Origin of the sequence: Mycobacterium sp. RTGN5 (genome assembly GCF_033804465.1) — a bacterium.
In the GTDB taxonomy this organism is placed as follows: domain Bacteria; phylum Actinomycetota; class Actinomycetes; order Mycobacteriales; family Mycobacteriaceae; genus Mycobacterium.
In genome coordinates this window covers 236519-253657 of the sequence record NZ_JAPZLA010000005.1, presented here as the reverse complement: position 1 = coordinate 253657, position 17139 = coordinate 236519, and the positions used below count along the sequence as shown (strand labels likewise).

15 protein-coding genes are annotated in these 17139 nt (G+C 67.6%); 8 read left to right on the top strand and 7 right to left on the bottom strand.

Going from position 1 to position 17139, the window contains the following annotated elements; all coding sequences use genetic code 11:
• The first annotated feature begins 31 nt into the window (after positions 1 to 31).
• On the top strand, positions 32 to 724 hold the full coding sequence (locus tag SLQ31_RS23330) for an NUDIX hydrolase (RefSeq protein ID WP_319436486.1): 693 nt from the start codon (positions 32 to 34) through the stop codon (positions 722 to 724).
• Between the two features lie 43 nt (positions 725 to 767).
• On the top strand, positions 768 to 2102 hold the full coding sequence (locus SLQ31_RS23325) for a lipase family protein (protein WP_319436485.1): 1335 nt from the start codon (positions 768 to 770) through the stop codon (positions 2100 to 2102).
• Here SLQ31_RS23325 and SLQ31_RS23320 read toward each other — a convergent pair.
• The 3 genes from SLQ31_RS23320 to bioB are packed head-to-tail and all read right to left on the bottom strand — an operon-like array spanning position 2099 to position 3949.
• Positions 2099 to 2683, bottom strand: coding sequence for a DUF2567 domain-containing protein (locus tag SLQ31_RS23320; protein WP_319436484.1), 585 nt, complete (start codon positions 2681 to 2683; stop codon positions 2099 to 2101). The two genes, SLQ31_RS23325 and SLQ31_RS23320, sit on opposite strands and share 4 nt — an antisense overlap.
• Positions 2680 to 2907, bottom strand: coding sequence for a hypothetical protein (locus SLQ31_RS23315; protein ID WP_319436483.1), 228 nt, complete (start codon positions 2905 to 2907; stop codon positions 2680 to 2682). Before SLQ31_RS23315 ends, SLQ31_RS23320 begins: the two co-directional genes overlap by 4 nt.
• Positions 2908 to 2935: 28 nt before the next feature.
• Positions 2936 to 3949 (bottom strand): biotin synthase BioB, encoded by a 1014-nt coding sequence (bioB, locus tag SLQ31_RS23310; RefSeq protein WP_319436638.1) that lies wholly within the window; start codon positions 3947 to 3949, stop codon positions 2936 to 2938.
• Positions 3950 to 4000: 51 nt separating this feature from the next.
• On the opposite strand from bioB, the gene SLQ31_RS23305 reads away from it, so the two are divergent.
• Together SLQ31_RS23305 and SLQ31_RS23300 are read left to right on the top strand one after the other, a co-directional pair.
• Complete coding sequence (locus SLQ31_RS23305) at positions 4001 to 4582, top strand: TetR/AcrR family transcriptional regulator C-terminal domain-containing protein (protein WP_319436482.1); 582 nt, start codon at positions 4001 to 4003, stop codon at positions 4580 to 4582.
• The gene (locus SLQ31_RS23300; protein WP_319436481.1) at positions 4579 to 4911 is read left to right on the top strand and encodes an MmcQ/YjbR family DNA-binding protein; all 333 of its coding nucleotides are present in this window, start codon (positions 4579 to 4581) and stop codon (positions 4909 to 4911) included. The genes SLQ31_RS23305 and SLQ31_RS23300 overlap by 4 nt, the downstream gene beginning before the upstream one ends.
• On the opposite strand, the gene SLQ31_RS23295 is transcribed toward SLQ31_RS23300, so the two are convergent.
• From SLQ31_RS23295 to SLQ31_RS23280, 4 genes are read right to left on the bottom strand one after another with little or no spacing between them, the layout of a single operon-like run.
• Complete coding sequence (locus tag SLQ31_RS23295) at positions 4908 to 5429, bottom strand: 2'-5' RNA ligase family protein (RefSeq protein ID WP_319436480.1); 522 nt, start codon at positions 5427 to 5429, stop codon at positions 4908 to 4910. The two genes, SLQ31_RS23300 and SLQ31_RS23295, sit on opposite strands and share 4 nt — an antisense overlap.
• Before the next feature lies 1 nt (position 5430).
• Positions 5431 to 6108 carry a dethiobiotin synthase gene (gene bioD, locus SLQ31_RS23290; protein ID WP_319436479.1) on the bottom strand — a complete coding sequence of 226 codons (678 nt, stop codon included), beginning with the start codon at positions 6106 to 6108 and terminating at the stop codon, positions 5431 to 5433.
• On the bottom strand, positions 6105 to 7253 hold the full coding sequence (locus SLQ31_RS23285; protein WP_319436478.1) for an 8-amino-7-oxononanoate synthase: 1149 nt from the start codon (positions 7251 to 7253) through the stop codon (positions 6105 to 6107). The genes bioD and SLQ31_RS23285 overlap by 4 nt, the downstream gene beginning before the upstream one ends.
• A gap of 60 nt (positions 7254 to 7313) precedes the next feature.
• The gene (locus tag SLQ31_RS23280; protein WP_319436477.1) at positions 7314 to 8606 is read right to left on the bottom strand and encodes an adenosylmethionine--8-amino-7-oxononanoate transaminase; all 1293 of its coding nucleotides are present in this window, start codon (positions 8604 to 8606) and stop codon (positions 7314 to 7316) included.
• A 127-nt stretch (positions 8607 to 8733) separates the two neighbouring features.
• Between SLQ31_RS23280 and SLQ31_RS23275 the strand changes: the two genes are divergently transcribed.
• The 4 genes from SLQ31_RS23275 to treZ are packed head-to-tail and all read left to right on the top strand — an operon-like array spanning position 8734 to position 17138.
• Positions 8734 to 10911 (top strand): acyltransferase family protein, encoded by a 2178-nt coding sequence (locus tag SLQ31_RS23275; protein ID WP_319436476.1) that lies wholly within the window; start codon positions 8734 to 8736, stop codon positions 10909 to 10911.
• Positions 10912 to 10952: 41 nt separating this feature from the next.
• Positions 10953 to 13097: a glycogen debranching protein GlgX gene (gene glgX, locus SLQ31_RS23270; RefSeq protein ID WP_319436475.1), complete on the top strand. Its 2145-nt coding sequence runs from the start codon at positions 10953 to 10955 to the stop codon at positions 13095 to 13097.
• Between the two features lie 17 nt (positions 13098 to 13114).
• The gene (gene treY / locus SLQ31_RS23265) at positions 13115 to 15412 is read left to right on the top strand and encodes a malto-oligosyltrehalose synthase (RefSeq protein WP_319436474.1); all 2298 of its coding nucleotides are present in this window, start codon (positions 13115 to 13117) and stop codon (positions 15410 to 15412) included.
• Positions 15405 to 17138 (top strand): malto-oligosyltrehalose trehalohydrolase, encoded by a 1734-nt coding sequence (gene treZ, locus SLQ31_RS23260; RefSeq protein WP_319436473.1) that lies wholly within the window; start codon positions 15405 to 15407, stop codon positions 17136 to 17138. Before treY ends, treZ begins: the two co-directional genes overlap by 8 nt.
• Position 17139: the final 1 nt, after the last annotated feature.

Genomic DNA, 17139 nt, shown 5'->3' with positions numbered 1-17139 from the left:
CTTTCGAGGTTTTCGACTTATAATCGAAAACGTGCCCCATACTAGCACCGAACACGAAGTGCTCGCCGTCGTATTCCAGGTTGGCGACGTCAGCTCCCGTAAACCCACGCTTAACGTGCTGTTATGGCAACGCGCGCTGGCGCCGGAGCGGGGCAAGTGGTCACTGCCCGGCGGCCGGCTGAGCGCCGACGAGGACCTGACCAGTTCGGTGCGCAGGCAGCTCGCCGAGAAGGTCGACGTGCGTGAGATCGCCCACTTGGAGCAACTGGCCGTCTTCTCGGAGCCGGGCCGGGTGCCCGGCGTTCGCACGATCGCCTCGACGTTCCTCGGACTGATTCCCTCCCCCGCGACCCCGGTACTGCCACCGGACACTCGCTGGCATCCGGTGAACGCACTACCGGACATGGCGTTCGACCACGCGCCGATGGTCGACTACGCCAGGACCAGGCTGGCCGCCAAGCTCTCCTACACCAATATCGGATTCGCCTTGGCGCCAACAGAATTCGCACTCTCGACGCTACGCGACATCTACGGCGCCGCGCTGGGTTACCAGGTCGACGCCACCAATCTGCAACGGGTGCTGGCCCGCCGCGGCGTCATCACGCCGACCGGAACCACCGCCAATCCCGGCCGCGCCGGCGGCCGGCCGGCGGCCCTGTATCGCTTCACCGACTCCCAGATTCGGGTCACCGACGAGTTTGCTGCGTTGCGGCCGCCCGGGTGAGTCGACTGGATTCTTAGACCCTTCTTAAGGTATGAATGTCTGAATGCATCCGGTTGACGCCGGGGCGCCGCGCCCCGAATGGATCGGGCGCGCCCCGCACGAGGAGATCGCGCGAGGCGCGCACCCCGTGCTGCCGACCGAAGACCCGTTCTACGAACCTCCTGCAGGCTTCGAGCACGCCGAACCGGGGACCGTGCTGCGCTCCCGCGACGTCGAGCTGGGCTTCCTCGGGCTGATCCCGCAGCGCGTCCGCGCCACCCAGCTGTTGTATCGCACCACCGACCACAACGGGCTGCCGCAGGCCACCGTCACCACGGTGCTCATCCCCACCGGCCACACCCCCGCGCAGGTCCGCAACGTCGTCTCCTATCAGTGCGCCATCGACGCGGTGGCGTCGCGCTGCTTCCCGTCCTATGCGCTGCGCAGGCGCGCCAAGTCCCTCGGCTCGATCGCTCAGCTGGAATACCTGCTGATCGCGGCCGCGCTGGCCGAGGGCTGGGTGGTGTCGGTCCCCGACCATGAGGGCCCCGAGGGCATGTGGGGCGCGCCCTACGAACCGGGCTACGCCGTGCTCGACGGACTGCGGGCCGCACTCGGCTTCGAGCAATTCGGCCTCGCCGCGGACAACCAGATCGGGTTATGGGGTTACTCCGGCGGCGGGCTGGCCAGTGCGTGGGCGGCCGAAGTGCATGCCGAGTACGCCCCCGAACTCAACGTCGTCGGCGCGGTGCTTGGCTCGCCGGTCGGCGACCTCGGCCACACGTTCCGCCGGCTCAACGGCTCCTATCTGGCCGCGCTGCCCGCGCTGGTGGTGTCCGCGCTGGCGAAGACCTACCCCGACCTCAACCGAGTCATCGAGCAGAACGCCACCGAGGACGGCAAGGCGCTGTTGCACCGGCTCGAGGAGATGACGACCGCGGAGGCGGTCATCCGGCTGTTCCGCACCGACATGGACGATTTGGTGCGCCCGCCGCTGGAAGACGTGCTGGCGATGCCCGAGGTCCAATACGTCTTCGAGAACATCAAACTCGGCAAGGCCGTGCCCGATATTCCGGTGCTGATCGTGCAGGCGGTGCACGACTCGGTGATCGCTGTCGAGGACATCGACGACCTGGCGCACACCTATTCATCGGGTGGCGCGCAAGTGACCTACCACCGGGACATGTTCAGCGAACACATGCTGCTGCACCCGATGTCGGCGCCGATGGCACTGCGCTGGCTGACCGACCGGTTCGACGGGCGCCCGATCGACGAGAACATCGTGCGCACCAAGTGGCCGACGCTGTTCAACCCGGTGACCTACGCGGGCATGATGCGCCTTGGCGGAATCGTCGCGCGGGTGGTCTGCGGCGGCCGGGTGCCACTGCGCCCCCTCTAGTTTGGTGCGCCGGCCCCGAGCGGTGTGCGGTCCATCGGCGGTGAGGCGCCGAGGTCGTCACGCGGCGTGGCCACCGCCATCAAGGCATAGGTGAGCGCGGCGATCGCCGCTGGGAACAGCAGCGTCGTCGCCACCTGCAGCGGGCCACGGGCGAAGAACACCGGCGGCGCCTCGGAGTAATAGAAGATCCGGTTCTCTGGCGTGACCGGGGCGGTGTCGAACGGCACCGCGCCGTAGTGCCAGTGCACGAGCGCCGCACCGACGGCCGCGGCAGCACCCGCGGCGAACACCAGGCCCACCCATAGCGCCGTCGCCAGCAACGGTCCGCGGTGGGCACGCCACTGCCACACCAGCACGGCGGCCACGATCGCCATCGACGTCAGCAGCCCGATGAGCATCGCCGCCGACACGAACAGATGGTCCGATTCGCTGCCCAGGTAGGTCTGCACCCGCTGACCGGAGCGGGTCAGCGCGACCACGCCATGGGCCGCCGGAGCCAGCCACGACCACAGCCCGCCGATCACCGCACCCGCCAGTGTCAATCCGACCACGACAACGCCCGCCGCTTTGCGCCGATTCATCGCTGTACCTCGAGGTCGTGGGAATCGACGCGGCCGTGCCGCGTGCATTTGGCCCACCAGCCGTCCGGCCGCACCTGCACCACCATCCGCCGGCCGCACTCGGCGCAGAACCGCGGCGGCTCCAGCCCCAGCTGGGCCGCGGTGGGCACCACACTGCCGGCCGGTCCGCCGGTGTACACGTTGTAAATCCCAGCACCAACCGGCGCGGGCAGCTGTTCGACCATCACCTTGCCCTTTGTACAGATAATCGGGCTACAGGCTGGCGTTAAGGGCCTTGATCGGCATCTGCAGATCTTCGAGCAACTCGAGATCCGCCTCCGCCGGCCGGCCCAGCGTGGTCAGGTAGTTTCCGACGATCACGGCGTTGATACCGCCGAGAATGCCCTGCTTGGCACCGAGGTCACCGAGGGTGATCTCCCGGCCGCCGGCGAAGCGGAGCATCGTGCGCGGCAGTGCGAGGCGGAACGCGGCGACTGCCTTGAGCGCCTCGGACGCGGGCAGCACCTCAAGATCGCCGAACGGCGTGCCCGGCCGCGGGTTCAGGAAGTTCAGCGGTACCTCGTGCGGATCGAGTTCGGCCAGGTTGGCGGCGAATTCGGCGCGCTGCTCGAGCGTCTCCCCCATGCCGAGGATGCCACCGCAGCACACCTCCATGCCGGCCTCGCGGACCATCTCCAGCGTGCCCCAGCGCTCTTCCCACGAGTGAGTCGTCACGACGTTCGGGAAGTAGGACTGCGCGGTCTCCAGGTTGTGGTTGTAACGGTGTACACCCATTTCCTTGAGGCGATCCACCTGCTCCTGCGTGAGCATGCCCAGCGAGCAGGCGATCTGGATGTCGACCTCGTTGCGGATGGCCTCGATACCGGCGGCGACCTGAGCCAGCAGGCGCTCGTCGGGACCGCGCACGGCGGCCACGATGCAGAACTCGGTGGCGCCTGACTTGGCGGTCTGCTTGGCCGCCTCGACCAGACTCGGGATATCCAGCCACGCGCTGCGCACCGGCGAGGCGAACAGGCCCGACTGCGAGCAGAAGTGGCAATCCTCCGGGCAGCCACCGGTTTTCAGGCTGATGATGCCTTCGACCTCGACCTCGGGGCCGCACCACTTCATCCGGACTTCGTGGGCCAACGCCAGGAGATCTTCGAGGTGGTCGTCGGACAGCTGCAGGACTTCGAGCACCTGATCGCGGGTCAGACCCTCGCCGCGCTCGAGCACCTGCTCGCGCGCCAGTGCCAATACGTCTACCGCTGCCTGCGTCACCTGCATGTCCTCCATACGTTCAGTGAACTTGAACAGTGTTCAGGCTAGGCTACCGGTGTGCAGCTGCACAAACGCGACGTGGTCACCAAGGCGGCGGCGATCCTGGATGGCTACGGGATCGCCGACCTCACGATGCGCAGGCTGGCCAGGGAACTCGAGGTCACCCCCGGCGCGCTGTACTGGCACTTCGCCAACAAGCAGGAACTTCTCGGCGCCGTCGCCGACCATGTGCTGGCCCCGGCCTGCGCCGAGCCCGCCGAGATGCCCTGGCGGGACCGCATCGAGACGGTGTGCCGCGGCCTTCGGGACGCGCTGCTGTCCCACACCGACGGGGCCGAGCTGGTGTCGGCCAGCTTCTCCGCCGGACAATCGCGGGCCGTCGAGCAGATTCTGGGCATGCTGGCCGAAGCCGCCGGCGAGGCGGGCGTGGCTGCCGCGCATACCGAATTGGCGGCCCGCACAGTCCTGTACTACGTCTTTGGCTTCACCGCCGACGAGCAATCCCGCATGCAGTGGGATGCCGCCGGAGCCGAACTGCCCGAGGCGCCCTCGTTGCTCGCTGATCCGTCCGCCGGTTTTGCGTTCGGGCTGCGCCTGGTCACCGACGGGTTGGCCGCTCAGCGAGCCTTCGCGATGTGATCACCGTCGACCAGGTCCGGCCCATCGCACTTGCGCTGCCGCGGGCCTACGAGACGGTGGTTCGCGACCGGATCACGTTTCGCGTCGGCAGGCTGGTATTTCTCGCGTTCTCCCCCGACGAGACCGTGATGGGCGTCGGTTTCCCCAAGGAGGAGCGAGAGGCGATGGTGGCCGCCGAGCCCGAGAAGTTCACGCTGCCACGCAAATCGGACATGCGCTACAACTGGATTCACGTCCGCCTGGACGCGGTCGACATCGACGAAGTTCACGATCTGGTGATCGACGGATGGAAGATGTGCGTGCCGAAAAATATTGCAGCGCCGTACTAGTCGATCAGGTACTCCCGTTTGGCGTCGCCGTCCCAGCGCCGCAACCCCACGATGCCGGCCCGAATGTCGGCGGTGATCCCGTCGACCGCCGCCAATGCCTCACCCACCTGAGCGGGAGTCAACCGGCGGCCGAGCGTGACGTGCGGGGTCCACCGGCCGGGGGCACTGTGCGCGAACATATTCGATACGAACGGCCGGCACACGTCATAGACAAGTTCGTGCGCGTCCAGCAGTGAGTCCGACGGAACCACAAGCCTGGCCAACGTCAATCGGTCACCGCCGAAGACTACCGGTGCGCCCAGCACCGCAGGCCGGGGAAGCTCCGCTGCCAACCAGGTCAGCTCCTCGTCGACGTCGGGCGCAATCCGCTCGGCGGCGATCAACGTGATGTGCGGGCGGTTGGTGTCCGCAGTGACCTTGAGCTGGCTGGGCAGACCGGCGTCGGCCAGCGCCCGCCACATTTCGCGGACGGCGGTGTCGGCACGCTCGTCGAGGAGCAATTCGATGGAGTGCGCCATCTCAGATCAGGCCGGCCACCCAGTCCGGATCGAACGCCCGAGCGCTGAACAGCGCGAAGTCTTTCGGCGACACCCCGGCCACGCCGGCCGGCAACGCGGCCCGGACGGGAGCCAGCCGGGCCAGTGCGTCGCGGTTGGATTTCTCTGCCGCGCCGGGTTGCGCCGGCCATGCGCCGATCACCAAGCCGGCACACGAAAGGCCTTTGGCGGCAATACCTTCCAGGGTCAAGGAGGTGTGGTTCAGCGTGCCCAGTCCGGGTTCGACGACGACGAGCACCGGCGCGGCCAGTTCCACCGCCAAATCGCGCAGCGTCACGCCACCCGCGGCGAGCTCCACCAGCAGGCCGCCCGCCCCCTCGACGAGAGTCAGCCGGCCGGGCCGGTCAACGCCACGGATCGAGGCCAGCAGCTCCTCGGCGTCGGGTAGCGGTCGGCCGGCACGTTCGGCGGCGGCGGCCGGTGCCAACGGATCGGGATACCGGGCGACGCCAACCAGTTCGGTGACCCCGGAGAGCCGGGCGACCTCGGCCAGGTCGTCGTCACCGTCGGCGGTGCCGGTCTGAACCGGTTTGCACACCGCGACGTCACGCTCGGCCACCCGGGCGTGGCAGGCCAGCGCGGCCGTCACCACGGTCTTGCCCACACCGGTTCCGGTTCCGGTGATGACCAGGACACTCATCGCGGGTGAGTACCCAGAACGGTGGACAGGACATCGCGGGCGGTGTCCATCTCGTCGTCGGTCAGCGATGCCCGCGCGGTCAGCCGCAGCCGCGAGGTGCCCGCCGGCACGGTCGGCGGGCGGAAGCAGCCCACCCGCACACCGGCGTCCAGGCAGGCGGTCGCCGCGGCCACCGCGATCTCGGGATCGCCGAGGATGACCGAAACCACCGCCGATTCCGGAGTTTCGGGCACGTCGCACATCTCGGCGAGCTGGCGGGCCCGCGCGATGACCGCACCGGCCCGCTCCGGCTCGGCGGCCAGCACCCTCAGCGCGGCCAGCGCGGCGCCGATCGGCGCGGGGGCCAGTCCGGTGTCGAAGATCATCGTGCGCGCGGCGTCGATCAGGTGGTCGCGCACCGCGGCCGGACCGAGCACCACGCCGCCCTGGCTGCCCAGTGACTTCGACATGGTGGTCGTCATGACCACGTCGGGCGCGCCGGCCAGGCCGGCCTCGTGGATCAGGCCGCGGCCGCCGATGCCGCGCACCCCGAGCCCGTGCGCCTCGTCGACCAGCAGCACGGCCCGGTGTTTGCGGCACACCTCGTGCAGCCGACGCAGCGGCGCGAGCGCGCCGTCGGTGCTGAACACCGACTCGGTGATGACCAGTGCGCGTTCCTCGTCACGCTCGGCCAGTGCGGCCTCCACGGCGTCGACGTCACAGTGCGGGGCGACGACCACCCGGGCCCGGGACAGCCGGCAGGCGTCGACCAGTGAGGCGTGCGAGAGAGCGTCGGACACCACCAAGGAGCCCGGCCCGGACAGCGCGACCGTGGCACCGATGTTGGCGGTGTAGCCCGAGGAGAAGACCAAACCCGCTTCGGCACTGACGAATTCGGCCAGCGCGGTCTCGAATTCCTCATGCAGTTCGGTGTTTCCGGTGACCAGTCGAGAGCCGGTGGAGCCGGCCCCCCAGGTGCGCAACGCGGCCACTCCGCCGTCGATGACCGCCGGGTGCTGGGACAGGCCAAGGTAGTCATTGGACGCCAGGTCGAGTTCGGTGGCGACCGCGGGCCGCGTCCGCAGCGAACGGCGCAGGCCGGCCTGTCGACGCTGCTGCTCGACGGTGTCGAGCCAGGCCAGCGGTGAGAGACCTACGCGGGTCATCGAGCCCTCCTACGTCGACACATGCCGGGCTCCCCGCCCGAGGCGTGCCTTGAACACCGTTCAGGTTAGTGCACGCGCGACGGCCACCATCGCGGAGGTGACCTGCGCGATCTCGTCGGGGGTGCAGATGAACGGCGGCATTGCGTAGATCAGGTTGCGGAACGGGCGCAGCCAGACGCCGTTGTCCAGGGCGACCGGGGTGGCGACCGTCAGATCGACGGGCTGGTGCGTCTCGATCACCCCGATCGCGCCGCACACCCGGACGTCGGCGACACCGGGCAGGTCGCGCGCCGGCGCCAGCCCCTCGGCCAGCCCGGCACTGATCTCGGCGACTCGGCCGCGCCAGTCCTGCGCGAGCAGCAACTCCACCGAGGCCACCGACACCGCGCACGCCAGCGCGTTGGCCATGAACGTCGGGCCGTGCATCAGGGCGCCGGCGTCGCTGCCGCTGATCGTGCTGGCGATCTCGAGCGTGCACAGCGTCGCCGCGAGGGTCACGTAACCGCCGGTCAGTGCCTTGCCGACACACATGATGTCGGGGCTGACCCCGGCGTGATCGGCGGCGAACAGCTCCCCGGTGCGGCCGAATCCGGTGGCGATCTCGTCGAAGATCAGCAGCACGCCGGCGCGGTCGCACATCGCGCGCAGATCGCGCAGGTAGCGGGGATCGTGGAAGCGCATGCCGCCGGCACCCTGCACCACCGGTTCGACGATGACCGCGGCCAGCTCGTCGGCATGCTCGAGCAGCTGCGCCTCGAACGCCGCGATGTAGGCCGGGTCGTAGTTCGAGGGCACCGGCGGGGCGAAGACTTGCGGGAACAGGACGTCGGTCCACAGCGAGTGCATGCCGCCGTCGGGGTCGCACACGCTCATCGGGGTGAACGTGTCGCCGTGATATCCGCCACGCCAGGTCATCAGCCGCCGCTTGCCGAACCGGCCGGCGCTGCGCCAGTACTGCAGCGCCATTTTGGCCGCGACTTCGACGGCCACCGAGCCGGAGTCGGAGAAGAACACGGTGTCCAGGCCCTGCGGGGTGATGTCGACGAGCAGCTGCGCGAGCCGGGCGGCGGGCTCATGGGTCAGCCCGCCGAACATGACGTGGTTCATCACCGACAGCTGGCGGGTGACCGCGGCGTCGAGCACCGGATGTCCATGCCCGTGCACGGCCGTCCACCAGGACGCCATCGCGTCGAGGACGCGGATCTGGGCACCGTCGCGGACCAGGGTCAGCCACGCGCCGTCGGCGCCGACGGCCACCACCGGGGGCATCGCCTCGGCGCCGATCGTGCTGTACGGGTGCCAGATGTGCGCGGCGTCGATCGCGCTGATCTGTTGGGGGGTCAACGCCGACACGCTGTGTGAGCCTAGTCGGCCGACAGCGCATGCCTAAACGGCGTTTGCTCCACGAAACTTCGGCCCTCGCCACGCGGTTCGCTGGAGATGAGAGATATACCCGGGTTGGGTAGATTGATTTCCAATCATGTTGCTCCTTAGTCCGACCCGCCCGTCGGCGACGATTGACGCGGGTCCTGTCCCGCGCGCCGCGACCGAATCGCGGAAATCGGGGTTCTATCGCCACGACCTCGACGGGCTTCGCGGTGTCGCGATCGCGCTCGTGGCGGTTTTCCACGTGTGGTTCGGGCGTGTCTCCGGCGGGGTCGACGTCTTCCTGGTGCTGTCCGGCTTTTTCTTCGGCGGGTCACTGCTGCGCACCGCGCTGAACCCGGACTCGTCGCTGTCACCCTGGGCAGAGATCCGGCGACTGATCCAGCGACTGCTGCCTGCACTCGTCGTGGTGCTTGCCGCAGGCGCCGTTTTGACGATCCTGGTGCAGCCGCAGACGCGCTGGGAGACGTTTGCTGACCAGAGCCTGGCCAGCCTGGGCTACTTCCAGAACTGGGAGCTGTCGGCGACCGCGTCGAACTATCTCCGCGCCGGTGAAGCGGTCAGCCCGCTGCAGCACATCTGGTCAATGTCCGTTCAGGGTCAGTTCTACATCGCGATGCTTGCGCTTATCTTCGGGTTTGCCTACGTGGCGCGCCGACGGCTCGGCCCATCGCTGCGCCCGACGCTCGTGACGTTGCTAGCTGTTCTCACCGTCGCGTCATTCAGCTTTGCCGTCGTCCTTCACACGTCCGATCAGACGGCCGCCTACTACAACAGCTTCGCCCGCGCCTGGGAGTTGCTGCTTGGCGCTCTCGTCGGCGCGATGGTCCCCTACGTCCGATGGCCGACGTGGCTGCGCACCGTGCTGGCCGCGGCCGGGCTGGCTGCGATCGTCTCGTGCGGCGCCTTGATCGACGGCGTGCGGGAGTTCCCCGGCCCGTGGGCACTGGTGCCGGTCGGCGCGACGGTGCTGATGATCCTGGCCGCGGCGAACCGCCAGGCCAGCCCCTCGACCCGGGACCGGCTGCCGCTGCCCAGCCGCCTGCTGTCCGCGCGGCCGTTGGTGACGCTCGGCGCGATGGCTTATTCGCTGTACCTCTGGCACTGGCCGCTGCTGATCTTCTGGCTGGCCTACACCGACGAGAGCCATGCCGGCTTTGTCGACGGCGCGGTGATCCTGGCGATCTCGGGTGGGCTGGCCTATCTCACGATGCGCTACGTCGAGGAGCCGCTGCGCTCCGGGCGGCGGTCGGCATCGGCACCGACTCCGCAGCCGATCGCGATCCCGTGGCGCACCCGCCTGCGCAGGCCCACGATCGCGTTGGGAACCACGGTGGGCCTACTCGGGGTGACGCTGACGGCGACGTCGTTCACCTGGCGTGAACACGTCACCGTGCAGCGCGCCAACGGTAAGGAACTGGTCGCGCTGTCGACCGACGGCTACCCAGGGGCGCGGGCATTGACCCAACACGCGCGGGTGCCGAAGCTGCCGATGCGGCCGACCGTGCTCGAGGCCCAAAGCGATCTGCCCGAGTCGACCAACGACGGCTGTATCAGTGATTTCGACAACACCGACGTCATCAACTGCACGTACGGCGACCGGCAGGCGACCAGGACGATCGCGCTGGCCGGCGGCTCGCACGCCGAGCACTGGATCACCGCGCTGGACGCCCTTGGCAAGATGCACCACTTCAAGGTCGTCACCTATCTGAAAATGGGCTGCCCACTGACGACCGAGGAATTGCCGCTGGTGATGGGCGACAACCGGCCGTACCCGAACTGCCACGACTGGAACCAGAAGGTGATGGCCAAACTGATCGGCGAACACCCCAGCTTCGTGTTCACCACCTCGACCCGGCCGTGGAACATCAAGCCGGGCGACGTGATGCCGTCGACCTATATCGGGATCTGGCAAACCTTGTCGGACAACAAGATTCCGATCCTTGCGATGCGCGACACACCGTGGCTGGTGCGGAACGGCGCGCCCTTCTTCCCGACGGATTGTCTGGCCAAGGGCGGCGATTCGGTGTCGTGCGGGATCGACCGTTCCGAGGTGCTCTCCGACCGCAACCAGACCCTGGATTTCCTGGCCCAGTTCCCCCTGATGCGGGTCCTCGACCTCAGTGACGCGGTGTGCCGCGAAGACACATGCCGCGCGGTCGAGGGAAATGTGCTGATTTATCACGATTCTCATCACATCTCCGCGACCTACATGCGCACCCTGATCCCGGAACTGGGCAGGCAGATGGGTGCGGCCACCGCTTGGTGGTGACATCCTGAGCATCCGGTACGCCACGTCGATAAGGTCGAGAGATGTCGTCGAGCGAAACCGCGCGGACCACGGTGTGGCCCGGCACCGCCTACCCGCTCGGTGCCACCTATGACGGCGCGGGCACGAATTTCTCGCTGTTCTCCGAGGTTGCCGATTCGGTCGAGCTCTGTCTGATCGCCAAGGACGGCACCGAAACCCGCATCGAACTCGACGAAGTAGACGGCTTCGTCTGGCATGCCTATCTGCCGACCATCACTCCCGGGCAGCGTTACGGCTTCCGCGTGCACGGCCCGTGGGACCCGTCGGCCGGCCATCGGTGCGATCCCAGCAAGCTGCTGCTCGACCCCTACGGCAAGTCCTTCCACGGCGACTTCGAGTTCAGTCAGGCGCTGTACTCCTACGACCTGGACGCCGAGGACCCCGCTTCGGGCGGGACGCCGCCGATGATCGACTCACTGGGCCACACGATGACCAGCGTGGTCATCAACCCGTTCTTCCAGTGGGGCTCCGATCGCGCCCCGCGGACGCCCTACCACGAGACGATCATCTACGAGGCCCACGTCAAGGGCATGACGCAAACCCATCCCGGCGTCCCCGAGGAGTTGCGCGGCACCTACGCCGGGCTCGGCCACCCGGCGGTGATCGATCACCTCAAGGCCCTCAACGTCACCGCCATCGAATTGATGCCGGTCCACCAATTCCTGCACGACCACCGGCTGCTCGATCTGGGGTTGCGAAACTACTGGGGCTACAACACTTTTGGCTTCCTGGCCCCGCATTACCAGTACGCGTCCACCCAGCACGCCGGTGGCGCGGTCGCCGAGTTCAAAACCATGGTGCGCTCGTTCCACGAAGCCGGCATCGAGGTGATCCTCGACGTGGTCTACAACCACACCGCCGAGGGCAACCACCTGGGCCCGACGATCAACTTCCGCGGTATCGACAACGCGGCCTACTACCGGCTGATGGACGACGACCTGCGGCTCTACCGTGACTTCACCGGCACCGGCAACAGCCTCAACCCCCGCCACCCGCACACACTGCAGCTCATCATGGACTCGCTGCGCTACTGGGTTCTTGAGATGCACGTCGACGGATTCCGCTTCGACCTGGCATCCGCCCTGGCCAGGGAGTTCTTCGAAGTCGACCGATTGAGTGCGTTCTTCGACATCGTGCAGCAGGATCCGGTGATCAGCCAGGTCAAGTTGATCGCCGAGCCGTGGGACGTCGGCGAGGGTGGCTACCAGGTCGGCAACTTCCCCAGCTTGTGGACCGAGTGGAATGGCAAGTACCGCGACACCGTGCGCGACTACTGGCGCGGTGAACCCGCCACCTTGGGCGAGTTCGCATCCCGGCTGACCGGGTCCTCGGATCTCTACGAGGTCAACGGCCGTCGCCCCAGTGCCAGCATCAACTTCGTCACCGCGCATGACGGCTTCCCCCTGGCCGACCTGGTGTCGTACAACGAGAAACACAACGAGGCCAACGGCGAGGACAACCGCGACGGTGAGAGCCACAACCGGTCGTGGAACTGCGGGGTCGAAGGTCCGACCGATGACCCGGAGATCCTGGCGCTGCGCCAGCAGCAGATGCGCAACATCCTGGTCACCCTGATGCTGTCGCAGGGCACCCCGATGATCGCCCACGGCGACGAGATCGGCCGCACCCAGCAGGGCAACAACAACGTCTACTGCCAGGATTCGCCACTGTCCTGGATGGACTGGAGCATGCGCGAGACCAACGCCGATCTGCTCAAGTTCACCAAGAAGGTGACCGGACTTCGCAAGGCACATGCCGTTTTTCGGCGGCGCCGCTTCTTCGACGGGGAGCCGATCCGCACCGGCGATCAGGTTCGCGATATCGCCTGGCTCACCCCGGCCGGCGACGAGATGACGCACGACGACTGGGGCTCGGGGTTCAAGTTTGTCGGCGTGTTCCTCAACGGTGATGCCATCGACGCACCCAACTCCCGCGGCGAGAAGGTTGTCGACGACTCATTCCTGCTGTGCTTCAACGCCCACAGCAAGCCGATCGACTTCGTCGCTCCCGACGGCGACTATGCCGAGCAGTGGACGGCCGTGCTGGACACCTGGGATGCCACCGGCACCACCGACGCGATGGTGAAGGCGGGCGAAACGATCACCGTGCCGGGTCGATCGGTCCTGGTGCTTCAAAAGACCGGCTAGCGGGAACAGGGACAGCTATGCCCTACCCGGTGTTATCCACCTATCGCCTCCAGTTACGCGGCCCTTCGGCCGGTGACGCGTTCACCTTCGCCGACGCCGAGAAACTTCTCGACTATCTCGACGGCCTTGGCGTCAGCCACCTCTACCTGTCCCCCATCCTGACCGCCGCGCCCGGCTCCACACACGGCTACGACGTCACCGATCCCACCACGGTGTCCGAGGAACTGGGCGGCTCCGAGGGTTTGGCCAGGCTGGCCGAGGCCGCCACGTCACGCGGCCTCGGGTTGATCGTCGATATCGTCCCCAACCACCTCGGAGTGGACCAGCCCGAGCACAACCCGTGGTGGTGGGATGTGCTGCGCAACGGTCGCCAGTCTGGCTACGCGAAGTTTTTCGACATCGACTGGTCGGTGGATACCGAGGGCCGAATCCTGTTGCCGGTATTGGGTTCTGATGACGATGCCGCTGACCTCGTGGTCGATGGCGACACGCTGCGGCTCGGCGACCTTGCCTTCCCGATCGCGCCGGGCACCGGCGATGGTGACGGCCCGGAGGTGCACGATCGCCAGCACTACAAGCTGATCGGCTGGCGCAACGGTGTGTGCGGGTACCGCAGATTCTTCTCGATCACCTCGCTGGCCGGTCTGCGCCAGGAGGACCCAGCGGTGTTCGAGACATCGCACGCCGAGGTGGCTCGCTGGTTCCGCGACGGTGTGGTGGACGGGGTGCGCATCGACCATCCCGACGGCCTGACCGATCCGACCGGATATCTTGAGCGGCTGCGCGATTTGGTCGGACCGCAGGCCTGGATCGTGATCGAGAAGATCCTCGGTGTCGGCGAGCCGCTGGACCCGGCGCTGCCGATCGACGGCACCACCGGCTACGACGTCCTGCGCGAGGTGGGCGGCATCTTCGTCGACCCGACCGGTATCGAAGCCCTGACCGACCTGGTCGACGGCAACGGGTTCGACTACGCGGGTGCGCCGGATCTGCTGCGGCAGTTGAAATTCAGCGCTGCCACCACCACGCTCGCCAGCGAGCTCGCCCGGTTGCACCGCTCGATCGTCGCCGCCGTCGGGGCCGACCACCCGCAGCTGCCCGACGCGGTGGTCGCGTTGCTGGCCGAAGTCGGGGTCTATCGGTCGGACTACCAGAACCTGTCGGCGCTGCTGTCGGCGGCGATCGCGCAGACTGTCACGTCGCAGCCGGCGCTGGCCGCCCCGTTGGAGCTGGTGTCGGCGGCGCTGGTCTCGGCAGAACCGGCCGCTCGACTGCAACAGCTGTGCGGAGCGATGACGGCGAAGTCGGTGGAGGACTGCTACTTCTACCGCGACCCACGCCTGGTGTCGCTCAACGAGGTCGGCGGCGAGCCCGCCCATTTCGGCATCAGCGCCGCGGAGTTCCACCGCAGCGCCGAGGTTCGCGGACGGCTATGGCCGCGATCGATGACCACCCTGTCGACCCACGACACCAAGCGTGGGGAGGATGTGCGCGCCCGTATCGGCGTGCTGTCCCAGGTGCCGTCGCTGTGGGCCGAGTTCGTGGCCAGTTGGCAGACCACGACCCCGGCGCCGGATTCCGCGACCGCATTGTTCCTGTTGCAGAACATCTTCGGGGTGTGGCCTGCCGACGGGGAGATCACCGAAGAGTTGCGCATCCGGTTGCACGCCTACACCGAGAAGGCGATCCGCGAAGCCGCTTGGCACACCTCGTGGAATGAGCCGGATACCGAGTTCGAGGATGCCGTGCACACGTGGCTGGACGCCATCCTCGACGGCCCGGTCGCCACCGAGCTCACCGGAGTGGTGGTCCAGCTCGAACCCCACGCACACAGCGACGCGCTCGGACAGAAGATGCTGGCCCTCACCGTGCCCGGCATCCCGGACGTCTACCAGGGCACCGAACTGTGGGAGGACAGTCTCGTCGACCCCGACAACCGCAGGCCGGTCGATTACTCCGCGCGCGGTGGCGAGCTGGAACGCTTGTCGCATCCCAAGATTCGGGTCGTGCGGGCGGCACTGCAGGCCCGGCGGGATCGCCCCGACACCTTCCTGTCCGGTCAATACCGGCCGGTGCTCGCCACCGGTGACGCCGCACACCACGTCGTGGCGTTCGGCCGGGGTTCCGACGTGCTGGTCGCAGTCACCCGCTGGACGGTCCGGCTGCGTCACGACGGCTGGGGTGACACGATGCTGCCGTTGCCGGAAGGCGGCTGGACCGATCGGCTGACCGGTGCGCGGTTCAGCGGGCCCACGCCCGCCGGTGTGCTGTTCGGCGAATTGCCCGTCGTCCTACTGGAGCGCTCAGATGCCTGAATTCGCGGTATGGGCACCACTTCCGAAGCTCGTGCGCCTTGACGTCGACGGCCAGCTGCACGAGATGTCGGTCGGCGACGACGGCTGGTGGCACGCCGATGTCGACTGCGCGCTGAACGCCCGGTACGGCTTTGTCCTGGACGACGATCCGGCGGTCCTGCCCGATCCGCGGTCGGCTCGTCAGCCCGACGGTGTGCACGAGCGGTCCCAGCTCTGGGACGCCGCGGCCGTGCGGTGGTCGGATCAGCAGTGGCACGGCCGCTCGATCGAGGGCGCGGTGATCTACGAACTGCACACCGGCACGTTCACCGCCGACGGCACCTTCGATGCCGCCATCGAGAAGCTGGACTACCTGGTGGATCTGGGTGTCGACTTCGTCGAGCTGATGCCCGTCAACGCCTTCAACGGCATCCACGGTTGGGGTTACGACGGGGTGCTGTGGTACGCGGTGCACGAACCCTACGGCGGCCCTAACGGTTTGGTGCGCCTGGTCGAGGCGTGCCACCAGCGCGGACTCGGCGTGCTGATCGACGCGGTGTTCAACCATTTCGGCCCATCGGGCAACTACCTGCCCAAGTTCGGGCCCTACCTGTCCGCGGTGAGCAACCCGTGGGGCGAGGGCGTCAACCTGGCCGGACCGGACGCCGACGAGGTGCGCGGCTACATCATCGAGTGCGCACTGCGCTGGATGCGTGACTTCCACGTCGACGGCCTCCGGCTGGACGCGGTGCACGCCCTGGTCGACAACACCGCGATCCACATCCTTGAGGAGTTGGCCGCCGAAACCGACGCGTTGTCAGCGGTTCTGGGTCGTCCGCTGTCGCTGATCGCCGAAAGCGATCTCAACGATCCGCGGCTGATCACTCCCCGGGATCGCGGTGGCTACGGCTTGACCGCCCAATGGGACGACGACATCCATCACGCCATTCACACCGCGGTCTCCGGCGAACGGCAGGGCTACTACGCCGATTTCGGTTCGATGGCCACACTCGCCTCGACCCTGCAGAACGGCTACTTCCACGCCGGCACGTACTCGTCGTTCCGGCACCGTAGACACGGCAGGCCACTGGACAAGACATTGATCCCGGCCACTCGCCTGATGGCCTACACCACCGACCACGACCAGGTCGGCAACCGGGCGCTCGGTGATCGGCCGTCGCAGAACCTGGATTACGGCCAGCTTGCGATCAAGGCCGCCCTGGCCCTCGGGTCGCCTTACACGGCAATGCTTTTCATGGGTGAGGAATGGGGCTCGTCACATCCGTTCCAGTTCTTCAGCTCCCACCCCGAACCCGAGCTGGCGATCGCGACGGCCGAAGGGCGCAAGGCGGAGTTCGCCGACCACGGGTGGGACGCCGACGATGTCCCCGACCCCCAGGACCCGCAGACTTTCCTGCGCTCCAAGCTGGACTGGGACGAGGTCGACGACACCGACCACGCCCGGCTGCTGGCGTTTTACCGCGGGTTGATCACGCTGCGCGACACCGAGCCGGACATGGCCGACCCGTGGCTGAGCCACTTGGTGGTCGACTACGACGAGGACGAGCGCTGGATCGTGATGCGCCGTGGCCGAATTGCGATCGCGTGCAACCTCGGCGAGCTGCCGGTCAGGGTGCCGGTCAACGGCGAGGTGGTGCTGGCCTGGGGCGAGCCCGAGGTCGGTCCAGCTGGTTCCGCCCTGCCCGGCCATTCCGTGCTGGTCACGCGAAGCCGGGGCGGTGGGTGAG